This is a genomic window from Alphaproteobacteria bacterium (assembly GCA_037200005.1).
GTDB lineage: Bacteria > Pseudomonadota > Alphaproteobacteria > UBA9219 > RFNS01 > JBBCGY01.
Genome location: JBBCGY010000001.1, coordinates 1,637,685 through 1,650,724, shown reverse-complemented (window position 1 = coordinate 1,650,724; position 13,040 = coordinate 1,637,685). Strand labels below are relative to the sequence as shown.

The 13,040-nt window shown below is 60.8% G+C and carries 13 protein-coding genes; 8 read left to right on the top strand and 5 right to left on the bottom strand.

The genetic code is table 11. The features are described from left to right. The first annotated feature begins 18 nt into the window (after positions 1-18). From WDO70_08660 to WDO70_08650, 3 genes are read left to right on the top strand one after another with little or no spacing between them, the layout of a single operon-like run. Complete coding sequence (locus WDO70_08660) at positions 19-630, top strand: Hsp33 family molecular chaperone HslO (GenBank protein MEJ0063257.1); 612 nt, start codon at positions 19-21, stop codon at positions 628-630. Continuing rightward, positions 513-914, top strand: a complete 402-nt coding sequence (locus WDO70_08655) for an Hsp33 family molecular chaperone HslO (GenBank protein MEJ0063256.1) — start codon at positions 513-515, stop codon at positions 912-914. The genes WDO70_08660 and WDO70_08655 overlap by 118 nt, the downstream gene beginning before the upstream one ends. 60 nt (positions 915-974) lie before the next feature. After that, positions 975-1,565, top strand: a complete 591-nt coding sequence (locus tag WDO70_08650; protein ID MEJ0063255.1) for a hypothetical protein — start codon at positions 975-977, stop codon at positions 1,563-1,565. A 10-nt stretch (positions 1,566-1,575) separates the two neighbouring features. On the opposite strand, the gene WDO70_08645 is transcribed toward WDO70_08650, so the two are convergent. Then, entirely contained in the window at positions 1,576-2,337 is a 762-nt protein-coding gene (locus WDO70_08645) for an HNH endonuclease signature motif containing protein (protein MEJ0063254.1), read from the bottom strand. 188 nt (positions 2,338-2,525) lie between these two features. Here WDO70_08645 and WDO70_08640 point away from each other — a divergent pair, with 188 nt between their 5' ends. From WDO70_08640 to WDO70_08620, 5 genes are all read left to right on the top strand, one after another. Then, positions 2,526-4,187 (top strand): hypothetical protein, encoded by a 1,662-nt coding sequence (locus WDO70_08640; protein ID MEJ0063253.1) that lies wholly within the window; start codon positions 2,526-2,528, stop codon positions 4,185-4,187. Beyond that, a complete protein-coding gene (locus WDO70_08635) occupies positions 4,168-5,121 on the top strand; it encodes a glycosyltransferase family 2 protein (protein MEJ0063252.1) in 954 nt (317 codons plus the stop codon). The genes WDO70_08640 and WDO70_08635 overlap by 20 nt, the downstream gene beginning before the upstream one ends. Positions 5,122-5,359: 238 nt before the next feature. Next, positions 5,360-5,776: a GtrA family protein gene (locus WDO70_08630; protein MEJ0063251.1), complete on the top strand. Its 417-nt coding sequence runs from the start codon at positions 5,360-5,362 to the stop codon at positions 5,774-5,776. A gap of 64 nt (positions 5,777-5,840) precedes the next feature. Beyond that, on the top strand, positions 5,841-8,426 hold the full coding sequence (gene clpB, locus WDO70_08625; protein MEJ0063250.1) for an ATP-dependent chaperone ClpB: 2,586 nt from the start codon (positions 5,841-5,843) through the stop codon (positions 8,424-8,426). A gap of 76 nt (positions 8,427-8,502) precedes the next feature. After that, positions 8,503-8,904, top strand: coding sequence for a hypothetical protein (locus WDO70_08620; GenBank protein MEJ0063249.1), 402 nt, complete (start codon positions 8,503-8,505; stop codon positions 8,902-8,904). Here the strand turns inward: WDO70_08620 and WDO70_08615 are convergent. The 4 genes from WDO70_08615 to WDO70_08600 form a co-directional block, all read right to left on the bottom strand. Next, on the bottom strand, positions 8,901-9,593 hold the full coding sequence (locus tag WDO70_08615) for a tail fiber domain-containing protein (GenBank protein ID MEJ0063248.1): 693 nt from the start codon (positions 9,591-9,593) through the stop codon (positions 8,901-8,903). The two genes, WDO70_08620 and WDO70_08615, sit on opposite strands and share 4 nt — an antisense overlap. Positions 9,594-9,670: 77 nt before the next feature. Beyond that, positions 9,671-10,459 (bottom strand): type II secretion system protein, encoded by a 789-nt coding sequence (locus WDO70_08610; protein ID MEJ0063247.1) that lies wholly within the window; start codon positions 10,457-10,459, stop codon positions 9,671-9,673. Between the two features lie 19 nt (positions 10,460-10,478). Continuing rightward, positions 10,479-11,183 (bottom strand): hypothetical protein, encoded by a 705-nt coding sequence (locus WDO70_08605; protein ID MEJ0063246.1) that lies wholly within the window; start codon positions 11,181-11,183, stop codon positions 10,479-10,481. A gap of 70 nt (positions 11,184-11,253) precedes the next feature. After that, positions 11,254-13,035 (bottom strand): extracellular solute-binding protein, encoded by a 1,782-nt coding sequence (locus tag WDO70_08600; protein ID MEJ0063245.1) that lies wholly within the window; start codon positions 13,033-13,035, stop codon positions 11,254-11,256. Positions 13,036-13,040 lie beyond the last annotated feature (5 nt).

Sequence of the window (13,040 nt, the reverse complement as noted above, 5' to 3'; positions counted from 1 at the left end):
TGTCAAGGTGCATGCCCTGTGGACGATGCGGTAAATATACAGGACGACATGGTGCTGCCGTTCCAGATCGAGGCCAGCGATCTGCGCGGGCGCGTGGTGCGGCTCGGTCCCGCGCTCGACGCCATTTTGCAGAAACACGGCTATCCCGATCCGGTGGCGCAATTGCTCGCGGAAACCGTTGTGATCGGCGCGGCGCTAGCCGCGATGCTGAAATATCAGGGCAAGTTCACGCTGCAGGCGCGCGGCGACGGCCCCGTCGGGCTGGTCGTCGCGGACAGCGCAGCGGACGGCGCGCTGCGCGGCTATGCCCAATATGACGCCGAGGCCGTGGCGCGCATGGGCGACGAGGGAATCGGGCTTTTGGGGCGCGGGCATCTCGCTTTCACCGTGGAGCAGCCCGACGAGCCGGGCCGCGAGAGCTATCAGGGCATCGTCGAACTGCGCGGCGGCAGCATGCCGAGGCGGCGCATCATTATTTTCGCGAATCCGAGCAAATCCCGACCGGCCTCGTCATCGCGGCGCGGCGCGGGGAAGACGGCGCATGGCGCGGCGGCGGCGTTCTCCTGCAGCATGTGCCGCGCGCGGCGGCTGCCAATGATAACGACGATGACGGCCGCAGCCGGGCGATGATCCTGCTCGGCACTTGCACGCCGGAGGAACTGGTCGATCCCGCGCTGCCGTCGGAACAACTGCTGTTGCGGTTGTTCCACGAGGACGGCGTGCTGATATCGGAGACCCGCCCGCTGCGCCATGAATGCGCCTGCTCCACGCGGATTCACGATACGCTGCGGCTGTTCGGGCGCGAAGAGGTGGATAAGATGGCCGAGGACGGCATTGTCACCATGACCTGCCAGTTTTGCAACACCGTCTATCGTTATGACGAGGCGGCGGTCGAAGAGATATTTTCCGCATAATTGCGCGCTATCGCATGTTTTGCTAGGGTGCGTTCCCCTATTGAATCTGGAGAGGCCACGATGAAGAAATTTCTTGCTTGCTTTATGCTGCTCATCGCTGTCGCCGCCTGCACCAGCGAGGCGCCGACGAGGCCGATAGGGCCGTTCACGCTCGATTACAGCAAGCTCGGCAAGATCACTTTCGCGGTCGAGAAGATGGAATTCATGAACCGGGTCACGCCGTCGGTCGATGCCGCCTATTTCGAGAATTTCAAGCCGCAATTCACCGACGTGGTTTACCGCTGGGGCGTCGACCGGCTTCAGGCCGGAGGCGGCAAGGGCCGTGCCATCCTGGTGATCCACGACGCGAACATCACCCGCGAGAAAATGCATCGCAGCACCGGCGTCAATTCCTGGTTCACGCGCGAGCAGAGCGAGAAGTGGTCGGCGCAGGTCGCGGCGGATATCCGGGTCGAGGGCGCGGCGGGCAATTTCAACGGCAGCGCCACCGCCAAGGCTTCGCGTTTCACGACGTTGCTGGAAGACGCGACCGAAGCCGAGAAGCAAGGCGCCTACCGCAAAATGATCACCGGGCTGATGGACGATTTGAACGCCGAGCTTGAGCGCAGCATCCGCGAGCATTTGAATCCCGCCGTGCTGACGATGCCTTAGGGTCTGGACCCTAAAGCGAAAGGTCGTAGTATCTGTGCATGAAGATATGCATGGACGCGTTGTATTGTTTGGCAGCGTCCTGGCTGATCCTGGGCATCAGCAGCGGGCCTTCCGGATAGACGATGAGCGCCGGGCGGGATTGCCCCACTTTCATATCGCGGGTGATCGCATCCGTTGCTTCCTTGAATATGCGGTGAATGCCGTCATGCACTATGACGAGGTTGCCGGGCCGATTGTCGCCGCCGAATTCGAGCGGAATCTTGTGATGGATTCTATAGCCGGATAAAATTTCCTGTATATCGCCATGCGGGTCTTGGGTCGGCCATTCGGTCGTTTTGTCAAGATTTTCGCCGATGATCTTGAGCAGCGCGGGCTTGGCTTTGCTGGCGAAAGATGGCGCGATTTCTGTCGCGAACTCTTGACGCAACGGTTCGACGTCGCGGGGCTTCCGCCGGGTCAGCATTATTTTCGCGCGCGCGAGGAGGCAGACGAGCTGGTCCGACGGCGCGTCGACGAAAACCAGCTGGCCGTCGATAAAGGACAGCGCCGGGCTGGAAGGCACGATCCGCCGGAATCCCGATTGAGGAGGGTAGGATTCCATCAATTCCCGCGGCGTTTCCCATGGCGATTCGGGGGGCGCGACGACGGTGATTTTCTGTGCGGCGCGTAGCCTGCCCTTGCTTCCATCGCTGTTGCGATGCGTCGGGGGCGCGCCGGGTTCCTGATCCTTGATATTCCAAGAGCCGCGTAAACGCTTGAAAGAAGGCAACATAATAACCAGCCTAATAACAACCAACCTATGACCACTGTGCGGCTACCATACTTCAAAAATCGCGAAAGTAATTCAGAAAAAACAAACAGCGGAATAATAACGCGCGCCGGACGGCGGAAGGTTCTTTGTTGATGGGGTGCGCTCTATCGGATAGAACAGTCTGACACCTGATATCTGGCTCCCATCTGATGCTCCATCTCGCGCTTCTTCCACCTCCCGGCGACAAGGCAAGGGGCCTTGCGCGCGCCTTGATATGGCTTGGGCCGCTGGCGTTCGGCGGCCTGGCGATCCTGCTGGGGCCGGACGCCAACTGGGATTTGAGGAATTATCATTGGTACAACGCCTACGCGTTCCTGAACGGGCGGCACGGCTTCGACCTTCTGCCCTCGCAGACGCCGTTTTTCTACAGCCCGATCCTCGACGCGCCGGTCTATCTTTTGGGCACCTATCTCCCCGCCAAGGTTTACGCGTTTATTCTCGGCGCGTTGCAGGGGCTGAATTTCTGCCTGCTGTTCATGCTGTCCCATGCGCTGTTGAATATTCCGAAATCCGCGCGGCGGGTGGCGACGGCTGCCGCGCTGGCGGCGATGGGGATGCTGGGCGGCGGCGGCATCGCCATGATCGGCACGGTGTTCCATGACAATCTGGTCAGCATAGGCTTTCTGCTGTCGCTGCTGCATATCGCCACCACGATTCCCTATCTGCTGACGCTGCCGCTGCGCAGTATTTTATTGTCGGCTTTCTTGTATGGCGTGCCCGCGGGCATGGCGCTGGGGCTGAAATTGACAATGATCGATTTCTGCGCCGCCTTGCCGCTCGCGATTCTTTGCACCGGCGGCGATTTCCGGCGACGGCTGATTATCGCCTTCGCCGTGGGCTGCGGCATGACGGCGGGAATGCTTATCACCCAGGGTTATTGGATGTGGCATCTGTGGACGCATTACCAAAGCCCCATGTTCCCCTATTTCAACCAGATTTTCGGCGCGCCGCTCGCGCCGCCGACCAGCGCCCGCGACACGCAATATATTCCGCATGGCTGGCGCGAGATGCTGAGTTTTCCGTTCACCTTCGCCGCCGATCCGAAGAAGGTCGGCGAGATCGTCTGGCGCGATTGGCGCATTCCCATGCTCTACGCGCTGCTGCTGCCCTGCGTATGGATCACGCTGCTCGTCGGGCGCAAGCATGACAGGATTCAGGAAATGGCCCCGGCGCTGCCGGCGCGGTTCGTTTTATGGACGGCGTTCTGGGCCTATCTCGTCTGGCTGCTGATGTTCTGCATCTACCGTTATCTCGTCATCCTGGAGATGCTGGCCCCGCTGCTGATCGTATTGTGCATCGGCATGCTGCCATTGAAGCGCGAAATCAGGTTCATCGTCGCGGGCGCGATTCTGCTGGTTGCCGCCGGTTCGGTGAAACCCGGCGACTGGGGCCGCGGCCCGGCATGGACGGACAATATCGTCCAGGTGCTCGCGCCGTCCGTCGCCCGTCCGGAAAGCACCATGCTGCTGATGGGCGGCTATGAGCCCTATTCGCATATCATTCCGTTCTTTCCCGCCGCCATGCCGGTGACCAGAATTCAAAGTAACTTCGCCAGCATGACCGAGAACAAGGGCATCAACCGTCTTATCAAAGAGCGGGTCGCCGCGCATAAGGGCGGGTTTTTGCTGGCGATTCCGGCCTGGCAGGTCGCCTATGGCGATGTCATTCAGAACGATCTGCGCATTCTCGGCCTTAAATTCGACAAGAAGTGCCGCGAGTTTCCCGATAATATGGGTTACAGCTACGCGCTGTGCCCGGTTCAGAAAACGGACGACAAAGGACAGATGTCAGATGACGATGATTCCGAGTGACGCGCGCATAGCGGTTTTGATCCCCTGCTACAACGAGGAAAAGGCCATTGCGCAGGTGGTGAGCGATTTCCGCAAGGCGCTGCCGTCTGCCAGCATCTATGTCTATGACAACAACTCGCGCGACGGCACCGTTGCCGCCGCGCGCGCTGCTGGCGCCATCGTTCGCGGCGAGCCGCTGCAGGGCAAAGGCAATGTGGTGCGGCGCATGTTCGCCGACATCGAGGCCGATATCTATGTGCTGGTGGACGGCGACGCGACCTATGACGCGGCCTCGGCTCCGGCGATGATCGAGGCGCTGTATGCCGGGCCGCTCGATATGGTGAATGGCGCGCGGGTGACGGAGATCAAGGCTGCCTACCGCGCGGGCCACCGTTTCGGCAATGTGCTGCTCTCGACCATGGTGGCCTGGATTTTCGGCGACCGGTTCAAGGACATGCTGTCGGGCTATCGCATCTTCTCGCGCCGCTATGTGAAATCTTTCCCCGCGCTGGCGGCGGGCTTCGAGATCGAAACCGAATTCACCGTTCACGCTCTCGAAGTCAGGATGCCGACGGCGGAAGTCAGGACGCCTTATAAGGACCGCCCGGTCGGATCGGTCAGCAAGCTCAGCACCTTCAAGGACGGGTTTCGCATCCTGTGGATGATCGTCGTGCTGATCAAGGAGGAAAGGCCGCTGCAATTCTTCTCGCTGATTGCGCTGTTCCTCGCGCTGGTTTCGGGCGTCCTGATCGAGCCGGTGGTGACCGAATATCTGGCGACCGGCCTCGTGCCGCGCTTTCCGACGGCGATCCTGTCGATGGGCCTGATGATCCTGAGCTTCCTCAGCCTGGCCTGCGGCATGATCCTCGATACCGTCACGCGCGGACGCCGCGAGGCCAAGCGCATTGCCTATCTCAGCATTCCCGCGCCCGGCGCGGAGGCGGCGGGGCGGTGAGCGCGTACTTGAAGATAGACCGGTGTGCCCCTCTCCCCTCCGGGGAGAGGAAGCGAAAACTCGGGCTTACATTCTTATGTAAGCCCTTAGTTTTCGCAGGTGAGGGGGCTTTCCTCCAACCCCCAAACCCCCTCACCTGCAAAAACCAAGGACTTACTTCGCCTGAAGAGGGCGAACTAAGTCCAGGTTTTTGCTTCCTCTCCCCCAAGGGGAGAAGGATTCCACCACGCTATCTGCAATGACGTTTCTTAACTTTATCAACCGCTACCCCTCGCTCCGCCAATTCTTCAGCTTCGCGCTGGTCGGCGTCGTGGGGCTGATTGCCGATGCGGGCGTTCTGTCGCTGATGACCCGCGCTGTCGGGCTTGATCCGTTCAGCGGGCGCATCGTTTCCTTTCTGGCGGCGGTGACCGTGACCTGGGCGCTGAACCGTCATTTCACATTTCGGGGTTTGGGGAAGGGCAGCCTGATCCGGCAATGGACGAAATTTTGCCTGGCCAACCTGTCCGGATTCGCCGCCAATTTCGCGACCTACACCGCCTGCGTGGCCTTCATCCCGTTATGCCACGCGATCCCGGAACTGGCGCTTATCCCGGCTTCGCTGGTCGGTCTGATTTTTAATTATACCGCGTCCAAGCATTTGGTTTTTCGGTAATTTTAACTCCCTGCCTTGTAACCTGTCTCCATGATGCCTAAATTCCATTCAGGGAGGCTGTTGCATGGATCTCGAGAATTATACCGATCGCGCCAAGGGCTTGATGCAAAACGCGCAAATGCTGGCGCTGCGCGAGCAGCATCAGAGGTTTCTGCCCGAACATCTTCTGATGGCGCTGCTCGAAGACCGCGAAGGAATGGCCGCGAACCTCATCAAGGCCGCTGGCGGCGATCCGCAGACGGCCATCACCGAAACCAGACTCGCGCTCGCCAAACAGCCGCAGGTTCAGGCCAGCGGCAATGACCGGCTCTATATGGCGCCGGAACTTGGGCGCATTCTTGCCCAGGCCGAGGAGATCGCCAAGAAATCCGGCGACAGTTTTGTGACCATCGAAAGGCTGCTGCTTGCGCTCGCGATGGCGCAGGGCACCGAAGCCCAGGGCGCGCTGGCGAAGGCGGGCGTGAAGCCGGATCGTCTCAATCGGGCGATCAACGACGTGCGCAAGGGCCGCGCGGCCCATAGCGCCGGGGCGGAGGGCGGCTATGACGCGCTGAAGAAATACGCCCGCGACCTGACCGAAGCGGCGCGCAACGGCAAGCTCGATCCGGTCATCGGCCGCGACGAGGAAATCCGCCGCACGATCCAGGTGCTGGCGCGGCGCACCAAGAACAATCCGGTGCTGATCGGCGAGCCGGGCGTCGGCAAGACGGCGATCGCCGAGGGCCTCGCGCAGCGCATCGTCAATGGCGACGTGCCGGAAAATCTCAAGAACCGACGCCTGATGGCGCTCGATCTCGGCAGCCTGATCGCGGGCGCGAAATATCGCGGCGAGTTCGAGGAGCGGCTCAAAGCGGTGCTGTCGGAAATTTCGGCGGCGGCGGGAGAAATCATCGTTTTCATCGACGAGCTTCATACGCTGGTCGGCGCGGGCAAGGCCGAAGGGTCGATGGACGCCTCGAACATGCTGAAGCCCGCACTGGCGCGCGGCGAGCTGCATTGCGTCGGCGCGACCACGCTCGACGAGTACCGCAAGCATATCGAGAAGGACGCCGCGCTTGCCCGCCGCTTCCAGCCGGTCTATGTCGATCAGCCCTCGGTCGAGGACGCGATCTCGATCCTGCGCGGCCTCAAGGAAAAATACGAGCTGCATCACGGCGTGCGCATTACCGACGGCGCGATCATCGCCGCCGCGACGCTTTCCAACCGCTATATCGCCGACCGTTTCCTGCCCGACAAGGCGATTGATTTAATAGATGAAGCGGCTGCGCGGCTGCGCATGGCGATCGACAGCAAGCCGGAGAATATCGACGAGCTGGACCGGCGCATCATCCAGCTCAAGATCGAGCAGGCGGCGCTGAAGAAGGAAAATGATCCGGCGGCGCAGGAGAGACTCGGCAAGCTGGAGCAGGAACTGCGGAATTTGGAGCAGGAGTCGGCGGCGCTGACGACGCGCTGGAAGGCGGAAAAGGAAAAGCTGCATAGCGCGCAGAAGATCAAGGAGAAGATCGATCACGCGCGGGTCGAGCTCGATCAGGCGCAGCGCCACGGCAATTTTACCCGCGCGGGCGAGCTGGCCTACAGCATCATTCCGGGACTCGAAAAACAGTTGGCCGAGGCGGAGAAGCAGGCGGACAACCCCATGCTCGACGAGGCGGTCAAGGAAAGCGACATCGCCTCCATCGTCAGCCGCTGGACCGGCATTCCGATGGACAAGATGCTGGAAGGCGAGCGCGACAAGCTGCTCAGGCTCGAAGAGCATTTGCGCCAGCGCGTCATCGGCCAGGAGGAAGCCATCGCGGCGGTGTCGAGCGCGGTGCGCCGCGCCCGCGCCGGGCTGCAGGATCCCAACCGCCCGACCGGATCGTTCCTGTTCCTCGGCCCGACGGGAGTCGGCAAGACGGAACTGACCAAGGCGCTGGCGGAATTCATGTTCGACGACGATGCCGCGCTACTGCGCATCGACATGTCGGAATATATGGAAAAGCACACGGTCGCGCGACTGATCGGCGCGCCGCCCGGCTATGTCGGCTATGAGGAGGGCGGGTCGCTGGCCGAGGCGGTGCGCCGCCGGCCCTACCAGGTCATTCTGTTCGACGAGGTGGAAAAAGCCCATCCGGATGTTTTCAATATTCTGCTGCAGGTTCTCGATGACGGACGCCTGACGGACGGGCAGGGGCATGTGGTGGATTTCCGCAATACGCTGATCGTCCTCACCTCCAATCTCGGCAGCGCGGTTCTGGCCGAAGGCGGCGACGTCACCCAGAAGCAGCGCGACGAAGTCATGGATATCGTGCGCGGGCATTTCCGCCCCGAATTCCTCAACCGGCTGGACGAAATCCTGATCTTCCGGCGCCTGAGCCGCGAGGATATGGAAGGCATCGTCGATGTGCAGGTCAAGGGGCTGCAAAAGCTGCTCGCGGGCCGCAAGCTGAGCCTGGAACTGTCGCAGGTCGCGCTGCATTGGCTGGTGACGCGCGGCTACGATCCGGTCTATGGCGCGAGGCCGCTCAAGCGCGTCATTCAGCGCGCGCTGATGAACCCCCTCGCCGAGCAATTGCTGGCGGGCAAGATCGTGGAAGGGCAGACGGTGCTGGTGGATGCGGGCAAGGACGGCCTGACCATCCATCCCAAGCAGGCGAAGGCGGCTTAATCCCCGTTAAGTTTTCGTTAGTTCCCGTCTGTCAGGATAATCGGGTTCCGCGAAACGATCTCCCAGGGTTCACGCTATGCGCCATCTCATCCTTGCCGCGACCGTTCTTTTCGTCATGGCCGCTCCGGCGCTCGCCGACGATTTTCCGGGACCGATGGTCAAGGACAAAGCGCCGTTTAATGCGAGCAATGCAATGATGCTGAGCGGCACATCATGTCCAGGAACCTATACCGAAAAAGAATTCGTGACAGACAAACGGAAAATCGTCACTGGCGTTAAGCAATGCGTGCAGACTTATTTCGGTATCAGCAAGGATATTGGCCTGGATTTCGGCGAGAAAAAATATGCCGATTGCGTCGTGCCCGATGGTTACGAAACTCGGGGTGGCTCCGGCAATGCCATATGGCCGGTTTGCTGCGCCATGAAGGAGCGGGACGCCTATCGCGTGCTATGCCGCCTCTATGTGGCCCCGCATTAAGGCTTGGCCTTTTGCAGCCTCTCGATGGCACGCTGCTGCGTTTCCAGCTTCAGCTTCAAGTCCCGGTTTTCCTGCCGCAGTTCCTTGATCGCTTCGATCATCGGCGCGACGAGGTTCCCATATTCGACGCCCAGTTTGCCGCCGCCGGTATCATGAACCAGTTCGGGATATACCTTCTCGACCTCCTGGGCGATCACGCCGATATCTTCGCGCCCGTCTTTCCGCCAGTTGAATTTATAACCTTGAAGCCGTGAAACTTTGTCCAGCGCCCCGGTCAGCGGCTCGATATTCTTTTTGGCGCGCATGTCGGAGTTATAAATGAAGGTGAAAGCTTTAAATTCATTGGCATTGCCGTTGCCCTGAACGACCAGACTCTTGATGATGTTGACGCTGCCATCGATATTGAGGGCGGCTGTGCATGCTCCGCCGCTGGTATTATCGCAATCCTGTCCGGTGATTTGCGCCGTCGGTCCAGCCGCTCCCGTGGGGTTGGTCGACACCCTGCTGTTAATGACTAGAGCGCCGGTGCCTTCGGTATTATTGATGGTGATCGTGCCGCCTAATATCGATGCGGCATTCGCGAAATTACCCTGAATTGCCCCGCCATCCAGATTGATCGTGCCGTTCGCCGGATTTTGCGGCACAGCGCCTCCCGGCCCGGTATTTAGGTTGATAATGCCGCGATTCATGGTGATGATGCCGGGCGTAACCCCCGGCCCGGATGGCGCGAAGGCGATGGTGGATGTTCCGGGCGTAAGAAGGCCGGTCAGCCGTTGGTTGGCTCCATGAACAGGTTTTCCTGCATCGTATTGAAGAAGAAACCCGTATCGTTGGGAAGATTGGTGCGCGCGAGCCAGGGCGAGTTATTGGTATTGCTGGTGCCGCTGCCGTTCAGAGTGACGATGTGACCGCTGAGGGGGCTGGCGACGAGACTGAGACCGGTCGGAGGCGCGGCCAAAAGATTCAGGGCGAAGCCGCCGAAAGCGCCGCAAGCAGCATTATCCGCCAGCGTGGCAAGAGGCGTGGCGCATACGCTGGCATCGGCATAAATGAACCCTCCGCTCGCGCCGATATTGGCCGAGATTCTGCCGCCCGACGCGTCGGGGATGATATCGCCGCCCGTAGTGAAGACGACAAAATCGTAATTCGCCGCCGCTGCGTTGACGGCTCCGCTAAGTTTCCTCGCGAACACTCTGTAAGTCTGGTTGAACGAATTGGCCGTGGCGCCGGTAAATCCCGCGGGCGTAAAGTTGCAGTAGGTATTCTGGTTTGCAGGCAATGCGCCTGGGCAGCCGCCCGCATCCGGCAATGTCAATTCCTGAGCGGTTCCCGGCCCCATAAGTGTGAGCAAGCCTTGCCCCTGCTGCGACGCCAGGAAATTCCGCGTCGCGCTGACGACTTGGTTGATCTGGTCCGCCGCCGCCTGTTCGCGCAATTGCGAACTGCCCGACGACATCAGCCGCCACAGGCCGGAGAACAGCAGCCCCGCAACGCCGACCACGATCGCAAGCTCGATAAGGGTAAAGCCTTTGCGTTGGTGAAAGCGGCGAAGCATGATCTTTCCTCTCATAGTCTCATATGGGCGTGAATAGAGCGATAGCGCCGGGGGGAACAACGCCGCCCGGAATGTCATATACGCCAAGGCCGTTGATATTGACCGGCGCGCCCGCCGCATCCGTCGTGGTCGCGGCGGCGGCGGGTTGAAGTCGCGTGCCGACGGCATATCCGAATGCGCCGCGATCGACCTCGAGGCGCCCGAACTGGCGGTAAAGCTGGCTGGCGGTCAGGCCGACGGGCGGCAATATGGCATTGGCGTCGCCGGTCGCATCCGGCTGCACGAAAGTCACGACGAGGCGCGTATTGTTGGCGGTGAAGATCACGCTGCGAAAGCGCGTCGCGAATCCGGCCGGAAGAAGACTTCTGACATTATTGAGTGGATTGGCATCGATGGCGAGATTATCAACAAACGCCAGGGCCGGAGGCACGCCGCTATTGTCTATGCATTGCGCGGGCGCACCGGGCCAAGCAACTTGCGCGGTCGCATAGATCGTGCATGGATTTTGTGTGGTCACGCCCCAGCCGGGAAAGGCCGGCGCAGGTGGATTGGGCGGATTGACGATGCTCCAGCGCGCCGCTTGCACCACGGCGCTGTGCCAGGCCAGCATCTGCTGCGCGCCGCCGGTTTGCCTGCCGATGAAGCGCGTATTCTGCATCGCCAGAACCTGCGTGAACAGTCCGACGATGGTCACGAATATGAAGATAAGCGTGAAAAGGTACATACGCTCCCCGTCGCGCAAACCCCGTGTTTGACGCGTCGCTCATTATTGGGGAAAACCTGTTTACCTTTGGTTAATTGTTCCCAGGCGCCCGCCACCAGCTTTCCAGCACATAGCCGGTAAGCGGCGTGACGGCGGGGCGCATGAGGCCGATTTTGATGCCGAGATAATCGGCGGGCCTGTAATAAAGCGGCACGGCGTAATAACCCCATTGCAAAATCCGGTCGAGGGCATGAACGGCGGTGACCAATCCGGCGCGGCTATCCGCGCCGGTGATGGCGGTAATCAGCCGGTCGATGGCCGGGCTGGCGATTCCGGCGTAATTGCGCGATCCCGGCTGCGCCGCCGCCGCCGATCCCCAGAAAAAAGCCTGCTCGTTGCCGGGAGACAGGCTGTTCACCCAGCGCACCAGAGCCATGTCATAGTCGAAATTATTCAGCGCCGCCTGATACTGCGCGCTGTCGAGCATGCGCACGGAGGCTTCGATGCCGAGCGAGCGCACATTGCGGCTCAGTTGCAGTGCGACTTTTTCTTCCGACGGATCGTTCAGGATGATGGTGAAGGCGACGCGCGTGCCTTGGGGATCGTGGAGTTTTCCGTCCTGTAAGCTATAGCCCGCTTCCTGCAGCAGATGCTGGGCCTGCCTCAGGCGCGCGGCGATATCGCCGTGAGGCAGCGAGAATTCCTGCGTGAAGAGTTCCGGCGGCAGCTGCGCGCGGAACGGTTCGAGAAGTTTGAGTTCTTCCGCGCCGGGCGTTCCGGTCGCGGCGAGTTCGCTGTTGGGGAAATAACTTTCGCTGCGCCGGTATCGCCCGTAAAACAGCACGCGGTTGATCCATTCGAAATCGAACGCCATATTGACGGCTTGCCGCAAGACCCGATCCTGGAACAGCGGCTTGCGCAGATTGAAGGCGTAGGCGCGCGTTGCCTCGACGCGGTGGTGCGGAATCTCGGCCAGGCTGTATTTTCCCTCGTCCCGCGCCGCGCCATCATAGCCTCTCGCCCACAGCGCCGGATTGATTTCCACCCGGATGTCATACTGTCCGGCCTTAAAGGCTTGCAGCGCGACCTGCTCGTCGCGGTAATAATCGGCGCGGATTTCATCGAAATTATTCAGGCCCCGGCGCGGCGGCAGGTCTTGCGCCCAGTAATCCTTTACCCGCTCCCAGACGATGCCGCGCCCCGGATCGACGGCGGCGATCTTGTAGGGGCCGTTGCCGAGCGGCGGCGCGAGCGTGGGGGCGGTGATGTCTTTTCCCTCCCAATAATGTTTCGGGATGACTTGCATCAAACCCATGATCAGCGGCATTTCGCGGTTGAAGCCGCTATCGGCATTGCGCTCGAAATGGAATGTGACCGTATAAGCGTCGGGCGCTTCGGCGCGTTCTATTTTTTTGTAATAGGTGCGCTGGTTGGGCAGGCCATGATCGCGAAATGTCTTCCATGAAAAAATAACGTCCGCGCTGGTGATCGGCGCACCGTCATGGAATTTGGCGGCGGGATCGAGCGTGAAGGTGACGCTGCTCCGGTCGGGGGGAGAGGCGACACCCTTAGCGATCAGGCCGTACAGGGTGAAGGGCTCGTCCGAGCCGCGTGCCAGCAGGCTGTCGTAAAGATAAAGCGGCATGCCGTTGACGCCATAGGCCTTGCGCCCGCGCAACGCATAGGGATTGACGCTGTCGAACGAACCCGTCAGGCCGAGCCGCAGCGTTCCTCCCTTCGGCGCGTCGGGATCGACGTAATCGAAATGATGGAAATCCGCCGCGTATTTCGGCGCGCCATGCATGGCGATCGCATGATCGGCATGAGCGGGGAAGGCGAGGAAAATCGCCAATAGAAAAAGCAGGACAGGCATGCAGG

Bases quoted from the DNA above. Each gene is read 5' to 3' on its own strand.
- WDO70_08605 (MEJ0063246.1), bottom strand. From the start codon at position 11,183: ATGTACCTTTTCACGCTTATCTTCATATTCGTGACCATCGTCGGACTG.
- clpB (MEJ0063250.1), top strand. From the start codon at position 5,841: ATGGATCTCGAGAATTATACCGATCGCGCCAAGGGCTTGATGCAAAAC.
- WDO70_08635 (MEJ0063252.1), top strand. From the start codon at position 4,168: ATGACGATGATTCCGAGTGACGCGCGCATAGCGGTTTTGATCCCCTGC.
- WDO70_08615 (MEJ0063248.1), bottom strand. From the start codon at position 9,593: ATGAATCGCGGCATTATCAACCTAAATACCGGGCCGGGAGGCGCTGTG.
- WDO70_08650 (MEJ0063255.1), top strand. From the start codon at position 975: ATGAAGAAATTTCTTGCTTGCTTTATGCTGCTCATCGCTGTCGCCGCC.
- WDO70_08640 (MEJ0063253.1), top strand. From the start codon at position 2,526: ATGCTCCATCTCGCGCTTCTTCCACCTCCCGGCGACAAGGCAAGGGGC.
- WDO70_08620 (MEJ0063249.1), top strand. From the start codon at position 8,503: ATGCGCCATCTCATCCTTGCCGCGACCGTTCTTTTCGTCATGGCCGCT.
- WDO70_08610 (MEJ0063247.1), bottom strand. From the start codon at position 10,459: ATGCTTCGCCGCTTTCACCAACGCAAAGGCTTTACCCTTATCGAGCTT.
- WDO70_08630 (MEJ0063251.1), top strand. From the start codon at position 5,360: ATGACGTTTCTTAACTTTATCAACCGCTACCCCTCGCTCCGCCAATTC.
- WDO70_08600 (MEJ0063245.1), bottom strand. From the start codon at position 13,035: ATGCCTGTCCTGCTTTTTCTATTGGCGATTTTCCTCGCCTTCCCCGCT.
- WDO70_08645 (MEJ0063254.1), bottom strand. From the start codon at position 2,337: ATGTTGCCTTCTTTCAAGCGTTTACGCGGCTCTTGGAATATCAAGGAT.